The sequence below is a fragment of the Fibrobacter sp. UWCM genome (genome assembly GCF_900129735.1).
Lineage (GTDB): Bacteria > Fibrobacterota > Fibrobacteria > Fibrobacterales > Fibrobacteraceae > Fibrobacter.
Genome location: NZ_FQWR01000012.1, coordinates 60,363 through 86,956 on the forward strand (window position 1 = coordinate 60,363; position 26,594 = coordinate 86,956).

Annotated in this window: 20 protein-coding genes and 1 tRNA gene; 7 read left to right on the forward strand and 14 right to left on the reverse strand. The window is 56.4% G+C overall.

The features are described 5' to 3' along the window. Nucleotides 1-83 precede the first annotated feature (83 nt). Complete coding sequence (locus BUB22_RS09410; RefSeq protein ID WP_073114914.1) at nucleotides 84-3,140, forward strand: CotH kinase family protein; 3,057 nt, start codon at nucleotides 84-86, stop codon at nucleotides 3,138-3,140. A gap of 89 nt (nucleotides 3,141-3,229) precedes the next feature. On the opposite strand, the gene BUB22_RS09415 is transcribed toward BUB22_RS09410, so the two are convergent. Together BUB22_RS09415 and BUB22_RS09420 are read right to left on the reverse strand one after the other, a co-directional pair. After that, entirely contained in the window at nucleotides 3,230-5,818 is a 2,589-nt protein-coding gene (locus BUB22_RS09415; RefSeq protein WP_073114915.1) for an ATP-dependent helicase C-terminal domain-containing protein, read from the reverse strand. 67 nt (nucleotides 5,819-5,885) lie between these two features. After that, nucleotides 5,886-6,353: a hypothetical protein gene (locus tag BUB22_RS09420; RefSeq protein WP_073114916.1), complete on the reverse strand. Its 468-nt coding sequence runs from the start codon at nucleotides 6,351-6,353 to the stop codon at nucleotides 5,886-5,888. A 114-nt stretch (nucleotides 6,354-6,467) separates the two neighbouring features. Here BUB22_RS09420 and BUB22_RS09425 point away from each other — a divergent pair, with 114 nt between their 5' ends. Beyond that, nucleotides 6,468-7,817: a POTRA domain-containing protein gene (locus BUB22_RS09425; protein WP_073114917.1), complete on the forward strand. Its 1,350-nt coding sequence runs from the start codon at nucleotides 6,468-6,470 to the stop codon at nucleotides 7,815-7,817. Between the two features lie 595 nt (nucleotides 7,818-8,412). Here the strand turns inward: BUB22_RS09425 and BUB22_RS09430 are convergent. Both BUB22_RS09430 and dapA read right to left on the reverse strand, forming a co-directional pair. Next, nucleotides 8,413-9,117, reverse strand: a complete 705-nt coding sequence (locus tag BUB22_RS09430; protein WP_073114918.1) for a hypothetical protein — start codon at nucleotides 9,115-9,117, stop codon at nucleotides 8,413-8,415. Nucleotides 9,118-9,238: 121 nt separating this feature from the next. Continuing rightward, a complete protein-coding gene (gene dapA, locus BUB22_RS09435; RefSeq protein ID WP_073114919.1) occupies nucleotides 9,239-10,195 on the reverse strand; it encodes a 4-hydroxy-tetrahydrodipicolinate synthase in 957 nt (318 codons plus the stop codon). Between the two features lie 305 nt (nucleotides 10,196-10,500). Between dapA and BUB22_RS09440 the strand changes: the two genes are divergently transcribed. From BUB22_RS09440 to BUB22_RS09455, 4 genes are all read left to right on the forward strand, one after another. Next, entirely contained in the window at nucleotides 10,501-12,114 is a 1,614-nt protein-coding gene (locus BUB22_RS09440; protein ID WP_073114920.1) for a phosphohexomutase domain-containing protein, read from the forward strand. Nucleotides 12,115-12,143: 29 nt separating this feature from the next. Continuing rightward, nucleotides 12,144-12,884, forward strand: coding sequence for a hypothetical protein (locus BUB22_RS09445; protein WP_072808035.1), 741 nt, complete (start codon nucleotides 12,144-12,146; stop codon nucleotides 12,882-12,884). A 31-nt stretch (nucleotides 12,885-12,915) separates the two neighbouring features. Beyond that, nucleotides 12,916-13,662: a YebC/PmpR family DNA-binding transcriptional regulator gene (locus BUB22_RS09450; protein ID WP_072808032.1), complete on the forward strand. Its 747-nt coding sequence runs from the start codon at nucleotides 12,916-12,918 to the stop codon at nucleotides 13,660-13,662. A gap of 195 nt (nucleotides 13,663-13,857) precedes the next feature. After that, entirely contained in the window at nucleotides 13,858-14,913 is a 1,056-nt protein-coding gene (locus tag BUB22_RS09455; RefSeq protein ID WP_175547278.1) for a hypothetical protein, read from the forward strand. A gap of 27 nt (nucleotides 14,914-14,940) precedes the next feature. On the opposite strand, the gene BUB22_RS09460 is transcribed toward BUB22_RS09455, so the two are convergent. The 8 genes from BUB22_RS09460 to BUB22_RS09495 all read right to left on the reverse strand — a co-directional run bounded on the left by BUB22_RS09460 (nucleotide 14,941) and on the right by BUB22_RS09495 (nucleotide 23,398). Beyond that, the gene (locus tag BUB22_RS09460; RefSeq protein ID WP_073114922.1) at nucleotides 14,941-16,092 is read right to left on the reverse strand and encodes an N-acetylmuramoyl-L-alanine amidase family protein; all 1,152 of its coding nucleotides are present in this window, start codon (nucleotides 16,090-16,092) and stop codon (nucleotides 14,941-14,943) included. A gap of 17 nt (nucleotides 16,093-16,109) precedes the next feature. Beyond that, nucleotides 16,110-16,583: an SsrA-binding protein SmpB gene (gene smpB, locus BUB22_RS09465; protein ID WP_072811507.1), complete on the reverse strand. Its 474-nt coding sequence runs from the start codon at nucleotides 16,581-16,583 to the stop codon at nucleotides 16,110-16,112. Nucleotides 16,584-16,586: 3 nt separating this feature from the next. Next, on the reverse strand, nucleotides 16,587-17,639 hold the full coding sequence (gene obgE / locus BUB22_RS09470) for a GTPase ObgE (protein ID WP_073114923.1): 1,053 nt from the start codon (nucleotides 17,637-17,639) through the stop codon (nucleotides 16,587-16,589). Next, nucleotides 17,639-18,601 (reverse strand): N-acetyl-gamma-glutamyl-phosphate reductase, encoded by a 963-nt coding sequence (gene argC, locus BUB22_RS09475; RefSeq protein WP_073114924.1) that lies wholly within the window; start codon nucleotides 18,599-18,601, stop codon nucleotides 17,639-17,641. The genes obgE and argC overlap by 1 nt, the downstream gene beginning before the upstream one ends. A 10-nt stretch (nucleotides 18,602-18,611) precedes the next feature. Next, nucleotides 18,612-19,109, reverse strand: a complete 498-nt coding sequence (locus BUB22_RS09480; protein WP_072811502.1) for a YchJ family protein — start codon at nucleotides 19,107-19,109, stop codon at nucleotides 18,612-18,614. 162 nt (nucleotides 19,110-19,271) lie between these two features. Next, nucleotides 19,272-19,892 (reverse strand): methyltransferase, encoded by a 621-nt coding sequence (locus BUB22_RS09485; protein ID WP_072811501.1) that lies wholly within the window; start codon nucleotides 19,890-19,892, stop codon nucleotides 19,272-19,274. Continuing rightward, complete coding sequence (gene rlmN / locus BUB22_RS09490) at nucleotides 19,892-20,959, reverse strand: dual-specificity RNA methyltransferase RlmN (RefSeq protein ID WP_072811500.1); 1,068 nt, start codon at nucleotides 20,957-20,959, stop codon at nucleotides 19,892-19,894. The genes BUB22_RS09485 and rlmN overlap by 1 nt, the downstream gene beginning before the upstream one ends. 150 nt (nucleotides 20,960-21,109) lie before the next feature. Next, nucleotides 21,110-23,398: a penicillin-binding protein 1A gene (locus tag BUB22_RS09495; protein WP_083535483.1), complete on the reverse strand. Its 2,289-nt coding sequence runs from the start codon at nucleotides 23,396-23,398 to the stop codon at nucleotides 21,110-21,112. A gap of 91 nt (nucleotides 23,399-23,489) precedes the next feature. Between BUB22_RS09495 and BUB22_RS09500 the strand changes: the two genes are divergently transcribed. Continuing rightward, nucleotides 23,490-23,563 (forward strand) — tRNA-Arg (locus BUB22_RS09500). Nucleotides 23,564-24,101: 538 nt separating this feature from the next. Here the strand turns inward: BUB22_RS09500 and rpsD are convergent. Both rpsD and BUB22_RS09510 read right to left on the reverse strand, forming a co-directional pair. Continuing rightward, the gene (gene rpsD / locus BUB22_RS09505) at nucleotides 24,102-24,707 is read right to left on the reverse strand and encodes a 30S ribosomal protein S4 (protein WP_072811493.1); all 606 of its coding nucleotides are present in this window, start codon (nucleotides 24,705-24,707) and stop codon (nucleotides 24,102-24,104) included. A gap of 171 nt (nucleotides 24,708-24,878) precedes the next feature. Continuing rightward, complete coding sequence (locus BUB22_RS09510; protein WP_073114925.1) at nucleotides 24,879-26,585, reverse strand: hypothetical protein; 1,707 nt, start codon at nucleotides 26,583-26,585, stop codon at nucleotides 24,879-24,881. Between the last annotated feature and the right edge of the window lie 9 nt (nucleotides 26,586-26,594).

Here is a 26,594-nt window from a genome sequence, read left to right on the forward strand (position 1 = left end):
ATGTTCCGTTTTTGCGGCCGGCGAAAGGCTTGTAAACCGCGTTTTTTCTTGAAAAACGACATTTTTGCGGGTATAATTAGGGTATGCATATCAGGAGTTCTTCTTTCTGGTGCATGGTGTGTTTTGGCTTGGCATGCGTGGTGGCATGCTCCGACGACTCCGGGACGGACCCGGTTTCTCCCGATTCGGGTGCCGAAGGCCTTTCTAGCAGCGGCTTCGTCATCGGTGACGATGGCCTGCCGGTTATTGCGAGTTCTTCGTCGATTGGCGAAATTCCGCAGCAGGGTGGCGCAAGTTCCGGTGTGGTTGTCGCGTCTTCTTCCTCAAAAAAAACTGATGGTTCTCACGATGGCCCGCTTCCGGGCGAAGACCAGCAGATGGTCGCTGTCGATACGATGGTACCCTTTGTCGGGAATTTCCCGGTCGTGTTTTCGGAGGTGTCCCCTTCGAACGCAAACTTCAAGGACAACGACGGTAACGATCCCGGCTGGCTTGAACTCTACAACACGAGCGACGCTCCGGTGAGCCTCAAGGGTATTGCCCTGAGTAACGACATCAAGTTCCCGCGTCGCTGGGTGTTCGGCGACGCGACGATACCCGCGAAGGGCCACATGGTGGTGTTCCTTTCGGGCAAGAACTATGCGGACTATATCCCGCCTTCCGATTCCGTGAACATGATGGGTACGGATTGCAGTTCCGAATCCTCTACGGGCGGGTTCGGCGCGTTCCCCGGCATGGGTGACTGGGGTGGCGGCATGGGCGATTTTGGCGGTGGCATGGGCGGCGGCATCGGTGGCGGTGCTGGCGCGGGTGGTTCTGGTGGCGCGAACGCGACCTCTAATGCAGAAAACTTGCCGGGCAAGTCGGCCCTGTGTTACAGCGAGGGTGGTGCAAGTGAACTTGGCGCAGTCGTGAAGGTTTCCCCGAACAAGGGCTCCTATACGCGCGTGGTGATGAAGTCCAGCGCGAAGCCCGGCAATGCCGACCAGCTCGTGGTCCGCGGGTTCATTACCAAGAACCACAAGATCCGATTGAACTTCAAGGAGGGCGATGCGCTTAGTGCGTGGACCGGCAAGAACCTTCGCGGCACGGGCGATTCCTCGGCGGTGTATTACGTAAGGCTTGCGGACAATGCGGGCGACATCAAGCGCAATAACGTGACTGCCACGACGTTTGCTACCGAGACGGAAGGTAGCGAATCTACGACGCTCAAGATTACGTCTTACATCGCGCGCAAGCGCGGGCACGAACCGCACACGACGTTCAAGGCAGAGGACCAGGGTGGCGTGCTGTACCTGGTGAGCGAAACGGGCGTGCTGGATTCCGTGCGCTATTCCGCCGTGCCGACAGGTGCGTCGTGGTCGCGCGACAATGCGGGCAAGTGGGGCTTTGCGGCACCGTCCCCGTACGGTAACGCGGTGGGCGAGGTGTTTGCCGCTCAGGCCGAATCTGGCGAGGTGAACATTCCTCCTTCCGGGTTCTATTCCTCGGCGGTTTCCGTGACGTTTGCGGCGGGCACGCGCTGCGAACAGGGCGGTGCCGAAGCGACGGCGAGTTCGCCCGTGGTGCAGTCCCTGAATGTTTCTGCTACGACGGTGCTGCGTTGCCGTACCTACGTCGATGGCAGCTACCCGAGCGAAGAGATTATCCGCACGTATGTTTTTGGGCAGATGCCGTCCATTGCCACGATGTTCGTGACAACTGACCCGCTTTCGATGTTCAGCGCGGATTCGGGCTTGTACGTGAAGGGTAACGGAGCGAGCGGCATGGATCCGCAATACGGTGCGAATTTCTGGAGCAACCGCGAACTCCCCGTGTATGTGGAACTCTTTGAACCCGGCTCGCCGAAGGCACCCGCGTTCGGCGTGATGGGCGACTACAAGATTTCGGGCCAGTATAGCCGCGCTAAGGAGAAAAAGTCCTTCTCCGTGACGCTCCGCGAGGAGTATGGAAGCAAGCGTCTCAAGTACCCGCTGTTCCCGGATAATCCGGAACTCAAGAAATTCAAGGCATTCTCGCTCAGGAATTTTGGCAACAACAGCGGCGACGACTATGTGCGTGACCGCCTGGGAACCTCGATGACGGAAGGGCTCGGCGTAGATTACCAGCGTGGGCGCTACGTGGTGGTGTACTATAACGGCAAGTACTACGGCTTGCACGACCTGCGTGAACGCAACAACGAATACTATTACGAAACCAAGTACGGGCTCGACCCGAACGACATCGATCTCGTTGACGCCAGTAACGAGGCGGGTGCGGGCTCGGCGACGGATTACAAGAATATGCTGAGCTGGCTACAGAGCAACGAACTTACAAACGATGCGAACTACCAGAAGATTGCCGACCAGATAGATGTCGACAACTACATGAACTATATGCAGGCAGAAATGTTCCTGAATAATGGAGACTGGCCGCACAATAACCTGAAAAAATGGCGCGTGGCAAGCCTGAAGACAAAATGGAAATGGTTCCTGTACGATGTGGACTTCGGTTTTGGCGTAGGCTACAATACGCAGAACGGTAACGTGTTCAACTACGTGACTAACCCGAACGGCACCAACGGAATGGGTGGCATGATGATGCCGGGCATGGGTCAGCAGGGTGGCCAGCAGAGCGGCTCGATTTCGGACCATACGATTCTCATGATTCGCTTGCTCGGAAACGAGAACTTCAAGAAGGCCTTCATTAACCGTTTCTGCGTGCTTCTGTCTATGAACTTTGCTGCCGACAGGCTCCTGGCGCGAATCGATGAATTGCAGTCGCAGGTCCAGGCCGAAATTTCGGGCGACGCCTCGTTCTGGAATTACGATGCTTCGTCGATGTCTAGCAATCTGGAGAAGATAAAGAGTTTCGCTCAGAGCCGCCAGCAGACGATTATGAGCGAGATGAAGCAGTACTTTAGCCTAGGCGAAACTGCACAAACAACGTTGTCTGTGCAGGGCTCTGGCCAGATATTGGTACACAACCTTCCGCTCGACCAGTCCAGCATGACGGTGAATTTCTTCAGAGATGTTCCCGTGACGGTGACGGCGGTCCCGAAATCGGGTGCAGTGTTTGCCGGCTGGAGCGACGGCAATACGAATGCGACACGCACGTTCAATCCGGGCGAGGTCACCACCCTTACGGCAAGTTTCAAGTAAAGACTCCAAACCAACCCCAAGACGGTTCCCCGCAAGGGGAGCCGTTTTTTTAGGGAGGGGCCGTCGTTCGAGCCCCTCCCTTGTCTTTTCTAAATAACTTTTTCGGGCCATGGGTGCTTCGGGTAGCGTCCGCGCAGTTCCTTGCGCACTTCGGCGTAGGTGTTCTGCCAGAATCCGGTCAGGTCCCACGTCTTCTGGATGGTACGGAAGTTCGGTGCCAGGATGTCGTAGCGCACTTTCAGTTTGCCGTCTGCAATTTTGTGCTCGCCGCGCAACTGCATGAAGTCCTCGATGCGGGCGGAAATTTCGACCAGGACGCCCTCTGCACTTTCTACCGCCTGCCCGCCGAGCATCTCGTCGGTGGCGACCTCCTGGTAGCTGTAGCGGGCGCGCTTGCCGTTCGGGAGTATGAAATGGTCGGGGAATGTCTTCCCGAGCCAGGCGAGCATCGACTTGCCGAAATAATCTTCCACGATATTCCTGTAACGGTCTTCGTTGATGTCGCGAAGCAGGAATTTCCCGTCGGCAAATTCATCGAAGATGATTTCCATGTCCTCGTCGTTGAATTCCGGCAGTCCGTATTCCGGGTATAGCTTTGCGGCGAGCCGCATCTTGGTAAGGAGTGTCTGGACGGCTTCGGTGAGGTAGCGTCCGCTCCAGTTTTCCTTCTCGATTTTTTCCTTCCAAGCGGCGACGGTAAGCTTCTTGAGTTCTTCGAGAACCTTCGGAGGTGCCTCTTGCGTGAGGATTTCCTTACGCGATAGTTCCGTAGTGCTCCCGTCCGCATTTGCGGCTTCGCTAACTTCGACCCCGATGAAACGCTCCTGTCCGCTACGCCACAGCAGTTCGTAGCGGGCCTGCGCGCTTTTGCCGGCAAGCATTTCTTGCGCGATAGGGGCAAACAGGTTTACCTTCAGTTCCGACTTGGTGGTGCCGGTGCGCAGCATGCTGAGCGCGAGAATCGCGTAGGGCGGTTCGCTGACCTGCAACCGGATAACGTTCTGGTTTGCAAGTTTATATGCATTGCCGCTCGGGGTGGCGAGCCTGTCCGGGAATGCCTTGAGAAGCTGCTTGCAGAGAAGTGAACGGATGGCGGGGGAGGTATCCCCCTCGCTTCTGCCGTGCGCGGCAAGTGTGTCCCGGTATTCCCGCAACTGCCGGAGAGTAAACGTCACCTCCCGCGGGGCGCTTACGGTCTTGGAAAGCGTGTCGGCGGCAAGAGTCAAGACATCTTGCGGGTACTTCGTTTTTTGCAGGTACTCCGTGCCGGAGTGAATCCACGCGAGCGCTGCGAGGAGCAGGTCGGGGAGGTCCTGCGGGCCGTTTGCCGTAGCGAGGAGTAGCGCGAGCGGGATGCTCGAAACCGGAGTGCGGATGGCCCTGAGGCCAAGTTCCGTAATGGCACCGTCCTTGAGCATTCCGAAACCCTCAAGTAATTTGGTGGCGGCCTGCTCGCGTGTCTCCGGAATGGCTGTAGGAAGCGAAATTTTTGAACCACTTTCGTCTATCGTCCCACCTTGGTGGCCATGCGCACTAAGCGATAAATCGCTAAGTGCTGTCCGCTTTCGTCTTTCATCTAATTCAAGTGCCGCCTTCTGCAGCAACAGTTCCGAGGGCTCAATCTGTGTGACTTCGGGAATGATTCCGCGCGGCATGCGCTTCTCGCTTTCCTCGCTCCACAGGCGGATGGCGCAGCCGTTCTGCGTACGGCCGCTGCGGCCGCTACGCTGGATGGCGTTCTGCATCGAGATGGGGAGCGTGCGGAGAACGCTCACCTTTTCGCTGTCGTCGTAGATGCTTACGCGCTCGATGCCGCTATCCACTACGCCTGTAACATTCGGGACGGTAATGGATGTCTCTGCGATATTCGTGGTGAAAATGACCCGCGGGCGTTCCGTGACCTCGAAAATGCGATCCTGCGTTTCGCGGTCCTGCCCGCCGTACAGTTCCAGGAATTCGGCGCAGTTTGAGCCCAGCGCTTCGGCGGCGGCGCTGTGGCAGCGGGCGATTTCGGCCTTTCCCGGTAAAAATACCAGCGTGGTTTGCCAGATGTTGTTGCGGTAGAGCGTCTTTAGCGCCCGCACCACTTCGGCGTCAAGGCCCACGCCCGAGACGAGCGAGTTTCCTGTGGCGGGAGTCTGGTTGATAATCTGTACGGGGTAAAGCGGATGGCCGAGCGTTAGGCACTTGACGCCGAGAACCGCTTCGAGTTCGGAGCGGTTCAGCGCCGCCGACATCACCGCAATACGAGGCCGTTCGGTATTCCTAAAATACGCGAACAGCAAATCCATGTCGGCCTTGCGCTCGTGGTATTCGTCGAACACAATCCATTCCGCATCGCACTTGCCGTGTAAAAGTTCCTGCAGAAAGTTTCCGTACGTCTGGAATAAAATGCGCGTGCCAGTACTCTTGCAACTGTCTTGCCGGAACTGGTAGCCGACGGTCTTGCCGCAGGGCTCGTTGTGCAACTTTGCGGAGAACTGTGCAAGCGAAAGTGCCGCAATCCTGCGCGGTTGCAGTACAACGACGCGCCCCTTGCAGTGCTTGCTTAAAAAGTAGGGGATAAACAGCGACTTGCCCGATCCGGTGGGCGCCTCTATCAACAAGTTGCGCGACTCCGCAAGAGCCGCTTCAAGCTTGCATTCTTCTTCGGCTAATGCTAAATCGTTATACGTCATGAGGCGGGGCTTTTGCTAGACGAGAAAGAAAATCTTTCGTCTACCAGCGCAGCGGTCTCTTGTCTAATTACGACCTCGGGTACTTCAGCTTTTCGCCGGTGGCCACGTCCATGTAGGGCGGCTTGCCTTCGCGGAACTTTTGGTTGATGACCAGGTTCTCGATACGGCGGCGCAGGCCCTGTTCTGTCTTGCAGAAGAAGTACACGACCTTGTTGGTGCCCGGCACGAGGAACATGGCGAGCTTGTACTTCTGCTTCACCGCACGGCGGAAGAACATCATGTCTTCCTTCTTGGGCATCACGAGGTTGCTGCCTTCCTTCGTTTCGCAAATCATGTCGGCATCGGCGAGGAGGGCCTTGGACTTCTGCTTGAGAGCAGCAAAGTTCGGGTCGGTGTTGCGCTTGATGGTTTCAAGGTTGAACGCGCCACCGCCTTCCTTGAGTGCCTTGCGGAGCCCGCGGAACGCGAATACGGCAAGCACGACAACGGTAACGGCGATGAGCCACGGCCAGTAGTTGGCAAGAAAATCTAGCATAGGGAACCTCAACAGTCTATTTTTCGCCTGCAAATATAAAAAATTTCGCAGGAGCTCTTGTGCGCTGGCAGCCCGTACCTGTCCGGTGGGTACCGAGTTTTTTCTATTTTATAGATGGTGACAAATTATGTAAAGACATCGGCCCTCGCGCTTCTGCTGGCATCGCTTGGCCTTGCCGCCCAGGCTACCTGTACCGACGGTACCGTTGTCCAGTCTATCCGGCTGGAAGGCCTGAAGCACACGAACCCCCGCGTGGTGGAGCGCGAACTCGTGAACCGTGAGGGTGAACCGTTCACTGCCGAAAAGTTCGAGGCAGAAAAGCTCCGCCTGCAGGATCTCGACCTGTTCACCGAGGTTTCCGTTTCCTGCGAAAAGGCCGGTGAGCCTGCCGAACCGGGTCTCGTAAAACTCACATATTCCTTCAAGGAAATCTTCCGCTGGATTCCCGCACCCGCGGGCAAGAAGACCGACCGCGACGGTCTGATGTTGGGAGCCGCGCTTGCGAACATCAATGTGGCAGGCGAGGATATCCGGCTCGAGGTGCAGTACCGCACGACGGTGGACCCGTTCTTCGACAAGAACGAGGCGGCCTTCTATGCGAGTTCCCCCTACCTGTTCGGGCTTCCGCTCGGGTGGAACTTCGAGTTCCTCTTGACCGACAGTTACGACAACATCCGCGATTTCCAGGAAAAAAGCATCTTGCTTGACCTGGATCTGGAATACAAGTTCTTGCCGCACCTGTCGCTGCTGGGGACTGCCGCCTACCGTCGGTTGAGGGACTTTGCGAATCTTCCTGAATTGGGGCTTGGCTTTGCTTTCGATTATCGTGACAGCAAACTCGACACGCGCGATGGCGTGTATTTCGAATATATGCTTACGCACGTGGGCGCGGGTGAAGAATATGTTGCGTGCGGCGCCAATATCGAATCCGAAGAACCGGTCGAAATGGAATCGCGCTTTTGCAACAGGGATAACGGCGAAAACTACTGGGAACTCCTGACCGATGCGCGGGCCTACAAGACCTTCGGGCGCTTTGTAACAGGTGCGACGGCGCTCGTGCGTTACCGCCCGGGAGACGTGAAATTTTACGACTATTACTACCATGGCGGAGCCAATACGTTTCGCGGGCACGAGGCCGACTCGGGCTCTCTCGGGACCCACGAGGCTCTGCTCACGCTCGAGGAACGCTTTGTACTGCTGGAGCGCCGGGCCGCAAGCGTGATGGGTGTGAACTTCTTCTACGGTGTGCAACTTGTGGCGGGCCTCGACGGGAGCCTGCTCTGGGACAAGGGCCGCCCCGGCTGGGATAACTACGAGGGTGCCGTCTATGGCGGAGTGCATCTCGTGATTCCGGCGCTTGACCGCATTCGCTTCGAGGTAGGGTACAGCCCCGACAGGGGAGAACCGGTGTTTTATTTCGGGCTGTTCGACAAGGTCACGTCTTCCCGTTGGCGTAGTAGGTAATGAGACCGCTCGTTCGTCGTCTCGGGTATTGAAACCTCCGGTTCCTCACTCGCTCTCGCCTTCGACGACTCGTCAATACGAGTCGCCTACGGCTCACAGTAAGACCGCTCGCTCGACGTCTCGGGCATTGAAACCTCCGGCACCTCGCTCGCTCTCGCCTTCGACGACTCGTCAATACGAGTCGCCTCCGGCTCACAGTGATACCGCTCGTTCGTCGTCTCGGGCATTGAAACCTCTAAATTGCAAAAGTGGCGGTGAAATTGCAAAAAATATCCTGATTTCACCGCCAAAAATTACTTTGTATGTAGTAAAAGTGCGGGAATGTTGCGCTGAAATGCTTTCTTTGGCGGTGAAATTGGAGAAAATATGGAGAAATCACCGCCACATCGCTCAGAAATTCTCCTCACTGAACCAAATTACTACATATAACGTAACAAAGTGGCGGTAAAAAAACTGAAAAAATCCTGATTTCACCGCCAAAATGCCTGAAAGCCTCTGTCCGCCCGCATTAATTCGGGCCAAAATGCCCGCATAGCTCGCAAAAAAAGAAACGACCCGCAGTGCGGGCCGTTTAATACAAAGTTTTTAGACCAGATTACTTTTTCTTGCCTTTGGACTTTGCGGTCTTCTTATTACCCTTCGGCGGATGAGCCGCAATCTTCTTCACGGCCTTTGCAGCCTTCTCTTCGGCTTCGTAAACGGCCTGTGCTTGACGGAGAGCGTCGGTCGGGTCGATTTCGATAGCTTCGGAAGCCTCGTCCACGAGTTCGGCGAACTCGTCGTACCAGTCGGCGAAGATTTCCACTTCGAGGTGGTCGACGCCCGGAACCGTAAGGCGTGCGCCGCAGGCTTCACCGATGCGGTCGAGGAACTTCGCCATCTGCGGCTTCAACAGCGTGAGGTCGAGACCGTCGAGGTCCTCGGGTTCAAAGTACACGGCGTCGACATCGCTGTCGTCGTCCTTGGCCTTCTTCTTCCCGGTTGCTGAGCCTGCCGAAGCACCGCACTTGCAGTCTTCGCCGCAGCACTTGCATTCCACGTTCTCGTTGCCGTAGAGCGCCATGTACTCGTCATCGTCCATGCCGCTGTCGTAGTAGAACTCGTCGTCTTCGAGGTAGAGTTCTTCCACGAAGATTCCCTTTGCGCCGAGCGTCTTGGCCGCGGCAATGAATTCCTTGAGGTCGCCGCCGAAGTAGCGGGTCGATTCTGCTTCCTCGTTCAGGGTCTGAACAGGAATGGGGGAGAGTTTCTGCTTCTTGATGTAGTCGCAGATTTCGTCAATAATGGATTTCTTGGCCATAGTATTATCTCCTATTTTAAACTTCAGTGGCCATTAGTCTTTGGTCATTGGTCGTTAGTTCTTATAATCGCGCCGCAGGCGCCTAATATTCAACTAGTAACCAACAACTATTGACTAATAGCTAAACGTGGTACTTCTTCAGGCTTTCGGCCTTTTCGTTGATGAGCTTCATGATGCGGGCCACGGCTTCGTCACCGCGGGCGGTATCCTTCACGCTCGTCATCGGCTGGAAGAGCGGGCTGTTGAACATGGTTCCCAGAGGAATCGGGTTCTTGCGGCAGAAGGTCGCTTCCACGTAGTCGCGAGCGGCGTCCTGCAGGTCGTCGCACTTCTGGAACTCGCCCTTCTGGAAAGCCTTGTACAGGTCCACGAAAATCTTGGCCGCTTCGGGAATGTTCGCCGTTGCGCTCACGAGGCCCGTGCCGCCCATCTCGAGCATGTCGATGAAGAATCCGTCTTCGCCGCTCAGAACGGCAAAGTCGTTGTTCTTGGTTTCGTTAATCACGCGCTTCGTGTCTTCGTGGAACTTTTCACCGATGCGGAAATCGACCGCCTGCTTGAGTCCGATGATGTTCTTGTCTTCGGAAAGGGCGATGAGGGTGTCGGGGTGGACGTAGCTGGCGGTACGGCCCGGCACGTTGTAGATGATAATCTTAGCGCCCGTTTCGGAGCTCAGCGTCTTGAAGTGCTTCTCGATGCCTTCCTGCGAGGGGTTGTTGTAGTAACCCGTGACGCAGAGGACCGGGACTTCCGCAATCTTCAGGACTTCTTCGATCATCTCGACGGATTCGCGGGTGCAGTTGCTGCCTGCACCGGCAATCACGGGCACGCGGCCATCCACGTAGTCCAGCGTGAACTTGATGATGTCGAGGTGCTGCTTGTGGGTGACTGTCGCACTCTGACCCGTGGTACCCACAGGGAGAATGCCGGAAACGCCGGAAGCGATAAGGTCGTCAATCATCTTTTCCATCTTCTTGTAGTCGACGGAGTTGCGGAGACACTTGGGATCGTCGTCCATCAGCGGGGTGAACAACGCGGGGAAAACACCAGTAAGTTGAGAAGCTTTTGTAATCTGCATAGTGTCATAAATATAGCATTAGACGAAAGAAAAAGAGAGAGTTATAGGCGGGAGTTTGGCTGAAACTGGCCTACCGTCGGGGGACTACATACAAACTATGGATTGGGCGTTGGCGCAAATTAAATCGGCTTGGCGCTTGCTGTACAATAAATGTAAAGTATTGATACGTAATAGATTACGAGTATGTTGAATGGTCGAATAGGGCGTTTCGAATATGTTTTGATGTGCCTCAAACATTCGCGAAGTGTCCTGCAAAAACACTTTTTTTTCTAAATTTTCCGCGTTAAAACTCAAAAGGAACCCTTATGGAAAACATTACGCAGATTTGGAAAAAGATTCAGTCCCCGGAATTCAACCCCGCAACAGACATGGGTCTGGTCGAACAGGTGAAGCAGGTCGCCCTGACCTCCCAGGAGCCCGCCAAGGTGAGCTTTGGTACGTCTGGCTGGCGCGGCGAAATTGGTTCTGAATTTACGCTCCGCAACCTGCAGGTGGTGGGTGCCGCTATCGTGCGCCTCTATAAGGAAGCTACTCCGGAACTTTTCGAAGCCCTCGGTGTGAAGAATTTTGCCGAACTCCAGAAGCGTGGCGTGGTCGTGGGTCACGACAACCGCCTGCTCGGTCACGAATTCTGCGAGGCCGTTGCCGACCAGTTCGCGAAGGCCGGCGTGAAGGTCTACTACGGTGGCGAAATGCCGACTCCGGAATTCAGCGCGGCAATCGAGATGCTCGGTGCCGCCTGCTCCATCAACATGACCCCGAGCCACAACCCGAGCCACTACAACGGCATCAAGTTCAACCCGGCTGACGGCGGTCCTGCAGGTCCGGAAATCACGAACGTGATTACCAAGCTCAGCAACGAGATGATGGCCACCTGGAAGTTTGAACCGGTGGGCAAGGTTGACTGGGAAATTATCGACTCCCTCAAGATTTACAAGGAATTCCTCGTCAAGCAGGGCACCATCAAGTTCGACCGCATCAAGGAATTCATCAAGAAGGGCCGCTTGACCCTCGTGTGCGACCACGTGCACGGCTCTACCCGCCGCCGTCCGGCTGCGCTGCTCGACAATCCGGAATGCCTCATCACGCTCCGCAACGAGGATGACTCCCTGTTCGGCGGCATCGCTCCAGAACCGTCCAGCAAGAACCTCGAGAAGGTCCGCAAGGTCTTGGACGAAAGCAAGAGCGAATTCCGCCTGGGTGCGATTTTCGACCCAGATGGCGACCGCATCCGCTTCTACGACGGTACGCGCGAAATCGACATGAACCAGTTCGGTGCCATCGCGTTCCACTACATGGCGACCTGGCGCAAGGAACAGGGCTGCGTGGCCAAGTCCGTCGCGACCTCCAACTTCGTGAACATCATTGCCGAAAAGCTCGGCGTGCCCGTGATGGAAACTCCGGTGGGCTTCAAGAACTTCCGCCCGTGGCTCAGCCGCAATGCGAAGCAGAAGGCACTCGTTGCCTTCGAAGAATCCGACGGTATCTCGGGCCTCAACAACACGCTTGAGAAGGACGCCCAGTTCGGCCTCCTCATCGCTCTTGAAATTATGGCGGTGACCGGCAAGAACCTCGGTGAATACCTCGACGCCCTCTATGAGGAATACGGCCGCTTCTACCCGACCCGCTCGGGCTTCGAAGTGGACAAGTCCCTCGTGGGTGCCCCGCTCAAGGCCAAGGTCGATGCCATCGCAACGATCGCGAAGCCGGGTGCGAAGGTCATGGTCGGCAAGAACGAAAAGACCGTGAAGCAGCTCCTCACGCTCGACGGCGTGAAGATCATCTTCGAAGACGACTCCTGGATGCTCGTGCGTCCGTCGGGTACCGAACCGAAGGTGCGCATTTACACCGAATGCCGCAACCCGGATGAAAAGGACCCGATGTTCGAGGCTGCCAAGGCTCTGTTCTTCAAGAATTAACTTTTGGATTGGGGAAAAGGATAGGTTCTATGAAAAAGATAATCATGATGCTCGTGCTAGCGCTGGTCATGGCCGGCTATGCACAGGAAGGTTCGATTAAACCGAAGTTCCAGGCGTTCTCCGGAGCGCTCCTGAAACTGAAGGATACCGATAAGCCCGGTACACTCAAGTTCTCCCTGAAGGTGGACGTTGCTCCGTGGGCATTCCAGGCGATTGGCGAAGTCCGTTCCCCGACAGGCGATGCGGAATCCATCCGCGAGGCGCTCTTCGAGGGCGACCTCTATGCGGTGCTTGCCTACATCGACAATTCCCCGGTGGAAGTGAACGGCGAGGAATACCAGGTGGGCCTTTTCGACATCATGCTTTACTATGATGACGAACCTACCACGATCCGTAACCTCAAGTTCAAGCTCTTGCCGCCGGTCGATGACGACTGGTCCAAGTCGGGCCTGAACGATGCGCTCTCTTCGGGTTCGCTGCTCGGTAATATCTGGGGCGGCAAGTACGAGAAGGCCATCACGAAGGCTTCTGCCGACCCGATGGACAAGGGCAAACTCAAGGCTCTGAAGCGCAAGAAGAGCGCGGCATCGGAGGAATCTGAAGTGTCTGTTTCCGAGAAGAAGAAGCAGCGCATGAAGGATATGGCTGACGAGGAAGATCAGCCAAAGAAGAAAAAGAAGAAAAAGGCATCTAGAGGCGATGAATGCGATGATCCGGGCTTGACTCCCAAGGAGAAGAAGCGCTGCCTCATGATGAAAAAGAAAAAGTAAGTTTCACAACCTAGTATATTAGAGGTAATCTATGTCCGGTCACTCCAAATGGGCCACCACCAAACGCAAGAAAGCCAAGACTGACGTCGCTCGCGCGAAGGCTTGGAACAAGCTTATCAAGGAAATCTCCATTGCTGCCAAGCTCGGCGGCGGAAACCCCGATGCTAACCCGCGTCTGCGTGCGGCAATCCTCAAGTCCAAGAGCCAGAGCTTGCCGACCAAGAACATCGAGAGCGCCATCGCCAAGGGTACGGGTGCCAACTCCGGTACCGAAATGACGGAACCGCTGTACGAAGGCCGCGGCCCGGCAGGTGTTGCCATCATGGTGCAGTGCCTGACCGACAACAAGGTCCGTACCGTTGCCGAAATCCGCAACATCTTCAACAAGAACAACGGTTCCATGGGTGAATCCGGTTCCGTGTCCTGGGCATTCACCTACAAGGGCGTGATTGTCGTCGATGCCGAGAAGTACCCCGAAGAACAGGTCATGGACCTCGTGATTGAAGCGGGTGCCGAAGACATGAGCACCGAAGACGGTGTGCATGAAATCTCGACTTCTCCGGAAGCGTTTGACGCTGTTTCCAAGGCTCTCGAAGCCGCGAACATCGAGATGATGAGCGCCGAAATCACCTACGTTGCCAACGACCCGGTTAAGCTCGGTCACGACGATGCCGTGAAGCTCCTGAAGCTCATCGACAAGTTCGAAGACCACGACGACGTCCAGGACGTTTACCACAACGCCGAAATCGACGAAGCCGACATGGACGCAGCGGAATAGTCGAAAGAACGCTCGCATCGCTCGCTATAGACGAAAGACGAAAGAGGCTTTTGTCATTGCGCGGCAATTTCAAGCAAGAATGTAAAAGCCGGGTGCTGTATGCATCCGGTTTTTACATTTTGTCCACATTTTTTTTTGAATAAATTATTACCGAGCCGAAAAAAGAATATATTTATGGGAGAAAAAGGAGGAAGTGTGAATATTCGTAGAGTTATCCGATTGAGCTGCCTGTCCGTTATGGGATTTTTTTGGGCAAGTTGCGGCAGTGATTCTGATTCTTCGACCGGTGTGACGGGAGTGAACCCCGGTCTCGAACCGGAAAGTTCGTCCGATGCCCTAGGGGGTGTTTCTTCGGATTCCCCGCAACCTTCAAGTTCTTCTTCGGAGGAACAGGTGCCGGAATCTTCGTCCGGGCTTGAGCTCGCGCAGAGTTCTTCGTCTGACGGGGTGAGTTCTTCAAGTGGCGAACAGCTTAGGTTGGCGCAGGACCCATCCATAACCTGCTCCACGTTCCAGTTCTTGGAGGAACGCTGCTCCGGATCTACAGAACCGTACTATTCTTGCATGGATTTGCAGGAGTTCCTGAAAAAGGATACCACGGTCTCGGAAAAGATTTTGAACAAGTGGGAAGAAAAACTGTTTTCGTGCGGCGCCGTTCAGGAGCCGGTGACAGTTTACGGTGTCGTGTCACGTGTCTGCCCCCATTATCAGGTCACGTACCTAAAATGTTCCGATGGCAAAAATTACAGTTTATATGCGCAAGAGGGTGACGTTGCCTATGTTACAGAAAAGGAATACTACGAGACGCACAGTTCCAGCTCTGTGGCGGAAAGTTCTTCTAGCTCCGTGCCCGAAGACTTGGTCACGAACTGCCCGCGGGATTCCTTCGCCATGTTTGTAGATGTCCTTGTCGATGTGCAGAAGGGACTGTACGAAGAGATAGTGAAGGAACTTGATAAAAACGATACCCTGCCCGAAGCGAAAAGGGCGTTCCTGGATAGCATCATCAATCGAGAAGAGAAGACCCTGAGAGGGAATCTGTACCCCTATCAAATGGGGCAGTATTATGGATTGGAATACGTGAGCCTGAAGTACGATTCCGAATGCTGGTTTAACGGATACATCGCGAAGACCAAGACCTGTGCGGACGGAACGCCCGAGATGACCGAACTCTATCGGGAAAAGTACGAAGATATCTTTTGGGAATGTCTAAATCTAATCGAAAAACAACTTGACGAAATAACGGAATAGCAAAGCCGGATTATTTTGGGGGGAGGCTTATCGCCCGAGCGTTTCGCGATAACTGTGCACTGCAGCCTTGTAGGTGCTCACGGCCTTCGAAATGCGTTCGGCGATATCTTGCTGGCCGGCCTTGCTCATCATGTAGGCCTCGTCCTCGAGGTTGCTGATGAACCCGATTTCGAACAGCACTGCAGGCATCAGCGCGCCCACGAGCACCATGAACCCTGCACCGCCGACACCGCCGGCCTGGCGCTTGATTTTGCCGCCGTCAAAAGCTTTGAGCATCTCCTCGGTGAACATATAGCTGTTCTGCTTGTACTTTTCGAGGCGCGCTTCCAGCTTGAACCATTCGATGGGGGAGAGTTCCTCTTTCGCGTTCTTTTCGCCGTAGAGCGTGGCCACCTTGTTTTCGCGGCGGGCAATCGCCTTGTCTTCTTCGCTTTCGGGGGCGCGCAGTACGTACACGTGGTAGCCCTTGATTTGCTTCTTGCGTTCGGGGGTCGCGTCGATGGCGTTGCAGTGCAGGCTAATGAACAGGTCGCCGTCCCACTGGTTTGCGAGGTTCGCGCGTTGCCCGAGCTCGATGAACACGTCCTTGTCGCGGGTCATCTTCACGTTGAATCCCGCCTTCTCGAGATCCTTCTTCAGGAGTTTTCCGACGGCGAGCACGATGTCCTTTTCTTGCGCGTTCTTGCCGAGCGCTCCGGAGTCCTTGCCGCCGTGGCCCGGGTCGATTACGATGGTTTTCACTTCGCGCGTGCCCGCGGTCTCGTTCTTCGGCTTGGTTGCGGTAACCGCCTTTTGGTCTGCCTTTGCGGGCGCTGCTGCGGGCTTGGCCTTCGCGGGTTCGGTTTTTGCTACGGGCTCAGCCTTTGCCGCGGGTTCAGCCTTCGCGGCAGTTGCCTTCGCGGCCGTTGCCTCGCTCTTGGGCGGGAACAGCTTACCCACGTCTTCTTCGGCAATCCACAGGTGGCCATCTTCGAGAACCGGGCTCGCCGCGAGGTCTATGGTACTGCCGTTCACCGAGGCGTAGGGGATGCCGACCGCAAATTTCGCGGTATCTTTTTGGGTAACGAGAATGAACGATTTCTGGACGGGGAACCAGTGGAACGAGGCGCCAATCTTTTGGGATACGGATTCGGCGTCGACCGCGGTGACATCGGCGAAGGACAGTGCCCAGCCGACCATCAGCAACAGGGCGAAAACTAGCGGTGTGCCTTTGCGGCGCGGTCCATTTCCAGCTTCGCTTCGCGGTTGATTATATCCTGTCGCTTGTCGCGTTGATCCTTGCCTCTGCATATTCCAATTTCGAGTTTTGCCCGTCTGTTTTTAAAGTATAGTTTCAGCGGGACGATGGTGCAACCCTTCAGTTCCTTCGCCTTGCGCATTTTCTGTATTTCGTGCGCGTGGGCGAGCAGCTTGCGCTTGCGGGCGGGAAAGTGATTGAACCTGTTCGCGAAAAGGTATTCGTCGATGCGGGCGCCAATGAGCCAGATTTCGTCTTTCTTGTCGTCGACATCCACCCAGGCTTCACCGATGGTGCACTTGCCGTCGCGGATGGACTTGACCTCGGAGCCAATGAGCATGATGCCCACCTCGAACGTCTCGTCGACGAAATAGAGATGGTTCGCCTTGCGGTTCATGATGACCGGCGTGCTCTGTTGTTCCTTTTTTGCCATGCGCTAAGCCTTCTTGCTCCAGCCGCTCTTCTTGCCGCTGGCCTTGCTGCTTTCGAGGGACTTCGATTCCCAGCCGACCTTCTTCTTCTGCACGTGCGGGACAGCCTCGTCGAGAGCCTGCACGAGTTCTTTGCAGCCGTCGCCCGTCATGGCAGAGGTCACGATGACCTTCTGGCGGTGCTTCTTGAATTCCTTGATGGCATTCTCGATTCCGAGGTCGTCCTTGTTGAGTGCAATCACGAACGGCTTTTCGGCGAGCTTCGGGTGGAATGCCTTGAGTTCGCTCTTGAGCACGGTAAACTGCTCGTAGGCGTTCTCGGCAAAACCGTCAATCACGAACAGCAGCGTGTGCGTGCGCTCGATGTGCTTGAGGAACTGGTGACCGAGGCCCTTGCCCTCGCTGGCGCCTTCCAGCAGGCCGGGAATGTCGGCGACCACGAAACTGTGGCCGTTCGTCTGCACGATGCCGAGCACCGGTTCGAGGGTGGTAAACGGATAGTCGCCGACTTTCGGGCGTCCGCTCGAAATCTTGTTCACGAGGCTCGACTTGCCCGCGTTCGGGAACCCGACCAGGCCCACGTCGGCCATGAGTTTCAGTTCCAGGAAGAGTTCGCGCCTTTCGCCCTTTTCGCCGGGCGTGCACTTGCGGGGCGCCTGCACCTTCGGGGTCGCAAAATGCTGGTTGCCCATGCCGCCCTTGCCGCCGCGCGCAGCAATCCACTTCTGGCCCGGTTGCGTGAGGTCTGCGAGGATGCGCCCGTCGGAATCCTTCACGATGGTGCCTCGCGGGACATCGACGATGAGGTCTTCGGCGCTACGCCCGGTGCAGCGCTTCGCTCCACCCGGCTGGCCGCTCTCCGCCTTGTACACGCGTGCGTTGCCCATGTCGAGGAGCGTGGAGTACTGCTCGTTCACCTGCAGGATCACGTGACCGCCGCGACCGCCGTCGCCGCCGTCAGGGCCTCCGAGCGGCACGAACTTTTCGCGATGGAAACTGCAGATGCCGTCACCGCCCTTGCCGGAGCGAACTTCAATAGATTTTTCGTCTAGGAACATTAAAGGCTAATCCCTTCGTCAAGCCCGAGGGCGATATTCATGTTCTGGATGGCGGCGCCGCTGGCGCCTTTGCCCAGGTTGTCGATAATCGTCGTCACCTGCATCACGTTCTCGTTGCCGAAAACCTGGATGCGGGCGTTGTTCGTGTCGTTACAGACGGTGGCGTCAAGGCGGCCGTTGAACAGCACGGGGGCTGCTTCATAGGGCATCACCTTCACAAAGCGGGAACCTTCGTAATGCTTGGCGAGGATTTCGGTGAGGCCTTCGGGGCCGACCTTCTTGGTGAGTTCGTTCGCGAAAATGGCGACCGTGACCGCCATGCCTTTGTAGTAGGGGCCGAGCACCGGGTTGAAGAACGGCGTGTTCTCGAGTTCGCAGTACTTCTTCATTTCGGGAAGGTGCTTGTGGGCGAGTGCCAGCGCGTACGGGGCAGGAGCCATGATGGCCTTCGATTCGCCGGCAGCATGCGAAAGAGCTGCGGCTTCTTCGTATTCGGCGATGAGCTTCTTGCCGCCGCCGGAATAACCGGTGATGCTGTAGGCGGCGAGGTTAGCGCTCTTCGGGAGGATTCCTGCGGCAACCAGCGGGTGTACGCCCAGGATAAAGCCCGAGGCGTGGCAGCCGGGGTTCGCTATGCGCTTGGCCTTCGCGATGGCTTCGCGCTGGGCGGGGCTGAGTTCCGGCATCCCGTAGGTCCACGCGGGGTTCACGCGGTGCGCTGTGGAGGCGTCAATCACGCGGGTGTTCGGATTTTCGCAGAGGGCAGCACTTTCGACGGCCGCAGCATCGGGCAGGCACAGGAACGTCACGTCGGACTCGTTGATGAGCCTCTTGCGCTCGTTAATGTCCTTGCGGAGTTCGGGGGCAATGCGCAACACTTCGATGTCGGTGCGCTTTGCGAGTCTCTCATAAATCTGCAGGCCGGTGGTCCCTGCTTCGCCATCTACGAAAACTTTGAACATCTCTTATTCCTTACTTGCCAGCGCCGCAGCACTTCTTGTACTTCTTGCCAGATCCGCACGGGCACGGGTCGTTACGGCCGACATCCGGGCCTTCCTTGTGCACGGTTTCCTGCTTCACGGCACGGCCGTCGTAGAAGAACCATGCGCCACCCACCTTGTGGAACTCGCCGAGTTCGTGGTGGTTGCGGGTCACGTTGCCCTGCTTGAAGCGGGCGTTGAATTCGACCCAGCCGATGTTCTTTTCTTCTTCGGTCTTGGTCTGCTTGATTTCGATGCCGAGCCATTCGGATTCACGGCTCCAGGCCTCTACGCTCGGTTCGTCAAAGTCGCCGCGCTGGGTGGGCTCGAGGGAATCCTTCAGCCATGCGATTTCGTGCTTGGCGTATGCGGTGTAGCGGGAACGCATCAGGGCTTCGGGGCTCTGGGCGAGAGCTGTACCCTTGATAATGGGTTCGCAGCATTCGCCGTATTCTTTACCAGATCCGCAGGGGCATAAATCTTTAGTCATAATTCAATCCTTGTGTCTTCGTTGAAGCGGCTTGGCCGCGTAGAAAATTTGATGAAAAAATAGAAAAATTTGAAAGAGAATACACTCTGTTTAGTTGCGCTTGTATACAAAAAAGACGAGAGATATTTTCTCTCGTCTGTATGCTTGTAGAGCCGTTCTAGATTACAGGCACTTCTTGAGCAGCCAGATTTCTTCCTTGCCCTCGCGTTCGGGGAGGCTGTTTACCGGCTTGATGCGTTCGACAACGTCGAAAACGCCGCCGAGACGTGCCATGAGCTCGCCTTCGCTCGTCGGGTGCGGGGGGCCCTGCAGGGTCTTGCCGTTCATGAGCGGGTAGAGGAACAGGATAAGGACACCGTCATCCTTCATCATGCGGTAGCACACTTCGAAGAATTCGTCGCGGCGGCCCGGATGGATTGCGGAGAACGTGCCGTAGTCGTACACGATGTCGAACTGCTGGCCGCCACGGTTCGCATCCTTCGGCGAAAGCGTGAACAGGTCGAGGTCGAGCGAACGCAGGTTCTTGTGGGCGCGGCTCAGGTGGTCGAGTTCATCCACCGCGGTGGCGGCGAAATCGACGGCGAGGACGTCGTGGCCACGCTTGGCCCAGGCTTCTGCATCGTAGCCGAAACCTGCGCCGGGAATCAGCACGGAGCCGGTGGCGGGGCAGGAGGGGTGCTTGAAAAATTCGAGCAGGGCAGGAGTCGCCTTCTTGAAATTCCAGTAATCCTTGCCGTTGGCATAGAGATTGTCCCAGAATTCCGGGAGGTTCTGCGTTAACATTATTTACCTTCCTTTTTGTACGCAAGTTGCCCGCAGGCGGCCAGGATGTCCCGACCCCGCGGGTTGCGGATCGTTATTTGAATTTCGGCAGCACGTACTGCGGCAAGGAAATCCTCCACCTCCTCGGGTGTCGGCGCGTGCAGCGTCGGGTCGTCCCCGTCGTTCAGCACGATGGCGTTCACCTTCACGCGGCGGGGCGCGCAGATTCGGATAAGCTCCTTCGCGGCCTTCGGGGTGCAGGTGATTCCCTGGATCAGTACGAATTCGAATGTCACATAATTATCGGTTCTTCTGATGTATTCGTCAACCGCCTCGAGCAACTTTTCGATGGGCCATACCTTGTTGACCGGCATTACCGACGAACGGTACTCGTTGTTCGTGCTGTTGAGGCTTACGGCGAGGCAGCAGGGCGTGTTCCTGTCCACGAGTTCCTTGATCTTGGGAACGACGCCCGAGGTGCTTACGGTCATGCGCTTGGCGCCCATGTTGAACAGGCTCTGGTTATGCAGCGTGCAACACACGCGGTGGACCTGTTCCAGGTTGTTGAGCGGTTCGCCCATGCCCATGAAGATGATGTTTGTCACCTGGGCAATCTTGCCGTCTGCATCGAGGATGCCGTTGTCCTTCAGGTACCAGTTCACGTGGAGGATTTCCTCGAGAATTTCGCCCGCCTCGAGGTTCCGGGTGAAGCCCATCTTTGCGGTGCGGCAGAAGGCGCAGTTCTGGGCGCAGCCGATCTGCGTGGAAACGCATACGGAAAAGCGCCCGTTCGCGGGAATCATGACCGTCTCGATGTGGTGGCCGTCGTGGGTCTCGAAGAGCCACTTGACCGTTCCGTCAGTAGAGACCAGGTGCTGGTCTTCCTTGAGGGCGAGCATGGAGAACTGTCCGGCGAGTTTGTCGCGGAGTGCTGGGGGCACGTTCACCATCTCGTCGAAGCTGCGGACCTGCTGGCAGAAGAGCCATTTCTGGATCTGGTCGGCACGGTACTGCTTCTCGTTCACGTCCCTGAGCCAAGCCTTGAGCTCGTCCGTGGTCAGTGACTTTATGTTGTGCGGCCATTCCATAGTTCCGCGTAAAGATAGAAAAAAAACAGTTTTTTGTTAAGGGTCAAAATGGCCGAAATCCCTTTAAAATAAAGGAATAGGGCCCACTTTGTCGAGTGAGCCCTGCCTGATACGGTACGTTTTTCTACATCAAAAAAACAGCAAATATGCCTAGAACATCTTGCGTGTCTTTTTCTGTGTTGTCGTCGGCGATGTTTCCCTGGCGCCCTTGTTGCTGAACAGCGTCGCGTCGTCGGCGGACTTGGTTTTTACCTTGTAGTGGTCGCCATCGCAGACTTCGTCGGGGTAGTTGTTCGTGGTGTAGAGGCAGTAAGTCTTTTCGGAGCAGAACTCGCCTGCTAGTTTGCCTGTAATGTTGCAGACGCCCTTGCCGATAACGCCAGGGGGTACGGGGAACGATTTTTGCGGGAGTCCCTTGTGAATCTTGCTCATCACCGCAAGCCATGCGGGGAGCGCGTAGTTGCCGCCGGTCTTGCCCACGCCCATGGAGACAGCCTGGTCAAAGCCGACCCACACGCCCATGGTGTAGTGCTTGGTAAAGCCGATGTACCAGGCGTCGGTGTAGTCGTTTGTGGTTCCGGTCTTGCCGCCGCTCGGGTGGTTGAACCCGCTGGCCGAAATCTTGTAGCCCGTACCGCGGATGTTCACGTCCTTGAGGATATCCACCATCAGGTATGCGGAAGAGGGTTTCATCACCACGCTTTCGACCTTCGAGTTCTTCTCGATAATCTCGCCGTTCTTGTCTTCGATGGATTCGATCATGTAGGGCTCGATTCGCGTACCGAGGTTCGGGAACACCGTGTAGGCCGATGTCATTTCGAGAAGCGTCGCACCCACGGAACCGAGGGCGAGGCTCGGGACTGCAACGAGCGGGGCCTTGCGGATGCCGAACGCGCGGGCGTAGTTCACCACGTTGCTCAGGCCGTACTTCGATGCGGTAAGGACTGCGGGGATGTTCTTCGAGCGGTAGAGCGCCTTGCGGAGCGTCATCATGCCCTCGAAGTTCTTTTCGGAGTTGTGCGGGCGCCACATGCCGGTCGCCGCGGTCTCGTCGGTCATGGTGATGGGGGCGTCGTTCACCGAGTCGCAGGGGCTGGCGCCGTTATCCATTGCGGTGGAATAGACAATGGGCTTGAAGCTCGAACCCGGCTGGCGGAGCGACTGCACGGCGCGGTTGAAGCGGGATTCGTTGAAGTCGCTGCCACCGACCATCGCGCGGATTGCGCCCGTCTCGTTCTCGATGATGACCATCGCCATTTCCACGTCGTGGTAGCGGACTTCGGGCGGGTAGCGCCATTTCTTGATGTTCGAGGAGGTGTCCTTGCTCAGGTATTCCTTCTTGAACAGGGTGTAGACGCTGTCGAAGTGGGCGAGGATGCTGTCCGGCTCCATGCTGTACTTGTCGGCGAGTTTCAGGTTCTTGATGGCCTTCCTCTTGAATTCGTTGCGGTACTTGGTGACGAGCGCCTTTGCTACGCTGTCGGCCACTTCCTGGATTTCGGGATCGATGGTGCTGTAGATGGAGACGCCGTCGGCGTAGAGCGAGTTCTGCCCGTACTTCTTTTCCATGTACTTGCGGATTTCTTCGTAGTAGTAGAGGCCCGAACCCTTCTCGGGTTCCTTTTCGGCGAGCACGATGGGGGTCGCTACGTACTTGTGGTAATCTTCCTTGCTGATGTAGCCCGCGTCGTACATCGCGTAAAGGACGGTGTTGCGGCGCTCGAGCGATGCCTTGGGGTGGCGGTCGGGGCGGTACGATTCGGGGGCCTTGAGCATACCGGCGAGGACTGCGTATTCCGGAATGGAGAGACTGTCGAGCGCATGCCCGAAGTAGTATTTGCCTGCCGCCTGGAAACCGTAGTTGCCGCCTCCCAGGTACACCTCGTTCATGTAGAACTCGAGGATTTCCTGCTTGGTGTAGGTCTGTTCGATGCGGATGGCGGTCATCGCTTCCTTGATCTTACGGGAGATGGATCGTTCCGGCGTAAGGAACAGAAGCTTGGTCAACTGCTGGGTGAGGGTGGAGGCGCCGCGGAGCTGCTTGCCGCTGAGGGCGCTCTCGATGATTGCCGACGGGATGGCCCAGACGTTCATGCCCCAGTGGTTGTAGAAGGCGCGGTCCTCGGTCGCCATGACGGCGTGGATTGCGTTTTCGGGGATGGAGTCGAAACTGACCCATTCGCGGCGTTCCACGAAATACTTGTGCGCGATCTTCCCGTTCATGTCGTAGATGTTGGTCACCAGTTTCGGGTTGATCTGTTCGAGCTGCGAGAGGGACGGGAGTTCCGGCAGGTAGTGGTTGTAGACTACGATGACAGTGACGAACCCGGCAATCACCGGGAGGCATAGGATTGCAAGGGCAATGACGAATTTCTTGTTCGTGAACAGTTTCTTGAGATAAGAAAGGCAGAACTTGAGTATGGGCTTGACTTTTTCCATCGTAGATTCAAAAAAAAGAAGAATTTATGAAACAAATTTAGAAAAATCCCTTGACAATTCAACCGATAATGCTATATTTGGGGTCACTCAAGCGGATGTAGCCCAACTGGATAGAGCGTTTGGCTACGAACCAAAAGGCTCCAGGTTCGAGTCCTGGCACCCGCAGAAAAGGCCCCTCTCGGTAAGAGAGGGGTCTTTTGTTTATACCTGCGACGGGACGAGAAGCGGGAGCCTTTGCGAGCAGGTCGCGCCCGGGCGGAAGCCGGGCGTGAACGCGAGAGCGAGTGAGTAACCGGAGGTTCTGCACCAGGAACGACGAACGAGCGGTCGTAACCCCGCTCCAGGTTCGAGTCCTGGCACCCGCAGAAAAGGCCCCTCTCGGTAAGAGAGGGGTCTTTTGTTTATACCTGCGACGGGACGAGAAGCGGGAGCCTTTGCGAGCAGGTCGCGCCCGGGCGGAAGCCGGGCGTGAACGCGAGAGCGAGTGAGTAACCGGCGGTTCTGCACTAGGAACGACGAACGAGCGGTCGTAACCCCGCTCCAGGTTCGAGTCCTGGCACCCGCAGAAAAAGGCGATTTGCGCAAAGCAAATCGTCTTTTTTGTTTTACTAGCATCTAGGACTCGGTTCTGGAGCCGTCGTGAGCAACAAAAAAACACACCGCAGATGCGGTGTGCTTTTCAAACTTGCGTCTGAGATTGCTACTACCTGGAGTAGTATTCCACGACGAGCTGTTCTTCGAGCTTGACCGGGATCTGTTCGCGGAGCGGGAGCTTCACGAGCTTACCTTCGATCTTGTTCGTGTCGACTTCCAGATATTCCGGAGCGGCCGGAGCGTTAGCAGCGGCTTCCTTGATCTGGACGTGTTCCTTAGACTGCTCGCGGATAGCAATCACGTCGCCGGCCTTGATGAGGCGGGCCGGAGAGAAGCTGCGGACGCCGTTCACAGTGAAGTGACCGTGGGTCACGTACTGGCGGGCGGCGAAAATCGTGCGAGCAAAACCCATGCGGTAGACGAGAGCGTCAAGACGGGTTTCGAGAAGAATCATCAGGTTGTCACCAGCAGAACCTTCACGACGGTTAGCTTCCTTGTATGCCTTGGCGAGCTGAGCTTCGGAGATGTTGTAGGTGAAACGGAGACGCTGCTTTTCGACCAACTGCTGCTTGTACACAGAAGCGGACTTCTTGCGGTTCTGGCCATGCTGGCCGGGAGCGAAGTTGCGGCGGTCGAGCGCCTTCTGAGTCTTCTGAGAAACGGCAATGCCCAGGGAACGGGCGACCTTGCCTTTGGGTCCACGGAAGGAGGACATATTATACCTCTTTGAGGAAGCTCTTTGGTTAAACTTGCAAATTGGCAGAGCTTGGCGCGACTTGCAAGTGAGGGCAAATATAGCAAATCCGTTGCCGGATTCAAGGTTTTGGGGCGATTCGGGTGCGTTTTTGCCCCAAAATTGCCCGAAATTTACCCAAAATTCGCCTTTTTAGCGGACGTTTACGGTCAGGGTGTCCCTCATGAGGGGGTCTGCCATGCTCTGGGCGATGAGTCGGGCGTCCTTGTCGGCCGCATCTGGCTGCGCTATCAGGTAGAACGAGGAAATCTCCTGTTCGCTCTTGCAGTTTTCCAGCTGGCTGATGTAGGAGGCCGTCCCGAGGGTAGTGAGGTCCTCGCAGGGCACGTACCACTTGACGTTGTAGCTCGTCTTGTAGGGGACGGTCTGGAACGCGAAGTCGGCGAGTTTCACGGTGTCGCCCGCCTTGACGCGCATGGAGGTGTAGGTGTTCTCTTTCTCCTCGTTGTAGAACTTGAGGGAATCGAGCGAGCCCGGCCTCTGGATGAACGTCCTCAGGGTGAGGTTCGAGTCCGTGAGCGCCTTGGAATTGAGCTGCAGGTAGCGCAGGTACACGGGGCCGTCGCTCTTTGCCTTGAAACTGTGCTCGAGGCTGTTTATGGTGCCGACAGAATCCCCATCGGCGTTGAGCAGGGCGTAGTACGCTCTCGGCGTGCCCTTGCATTCGCCGTACTTGCAGTAGCCTTCCATTTCGTGGTAAACGATGAGCGAGTCGCCCTTCTTGAGGTCGGCGAGCCACACGTAGTGGTCCTGGCGCAGGTAGTACTTGGTGGAGTCGTTCGCGGGGCGTACAATCGTGAGCGTATCGCCGGGGTAGACGATGGAGTCGGGTTTCGCGAGGTATTCGCCCTGGTTCAGCCTGCGGAAGCGGGTGGCCGCCTCGAACGTGGCAAACGGGCCGGAGAGGAAGCTCACCACGTTGCTCGGCGTAAGCTTGAGCGTCCACTGCGAGGAATCGTTGGTCACGAGCAGCGTATCGAGCGAGTCGGCGGCGGGGGAGTATGTCTTGCCGTCCTTGTCGGTGAGTTCGTACTTGTTGATGCCTTCTCCCTGCACCGAGAGGTTCACGCTAAAGCCGGTCTTAACGTTGAACGCAATCTCGATGTTCTTCGGGGCGCTGCCGATAATGAGAATCCCGCGGACGGTATCGCGCAGGTCGATATCCACGTGCGAGGAATCGCCCGTGTAGTTGTAGTAGGCGGTATCCACGTCAACCTTGACGCGCAGGTGCGCCGTCGTGTCGAACTTTGCCTTCAGGTCGAGGTAATAGAAGTCGTCGCTGAACAGTACGAACTGGTTCTGGAGCATGTCGGCGCCCGAGCCCGGCAACATGTAGTCACTGTACAGGGAATCCTTCTTGCTTTCGTTCCATACGGGGTGGAGAGTCTTGGCCTTTTCGCCCTTCTCGCTTCTCACACGGATTGTGTCGCCTTCCATGCCGCTCGTTGCGGCGAGTACGCTTACGCGGGTTCCCTTCGGGAAGTTCCCGAGGAACAGCGATACGGTGGAATTCGCGCTATCCACACACACGACGTCGTCGTGGCAGACCTTCTTTACGTAGGAGGAATCCTTGGAATCTTCCTTGGTCGTGTCGCGCTTGACCTTGACGGTATCCCAGTCGGCCATTTCCATGTAGAAGTTGAGCGTATCGCCGGCAGCAATCGTGTCGAGGTATTCGATGTCGAGTCGTTCGCTGATGGAGGAACTGGAATTGAACGAATCTTCGGCATAGCTTCCGTTATCGTCGGTAATAGACGACGAGTTCGTGTGCGTGGATTCGCTGCAGGCGAAAAGGAGCGCAAGCGGTACGAGAGCGAGGATTGTCGTTTTCATAGTCATAGTGGCGCG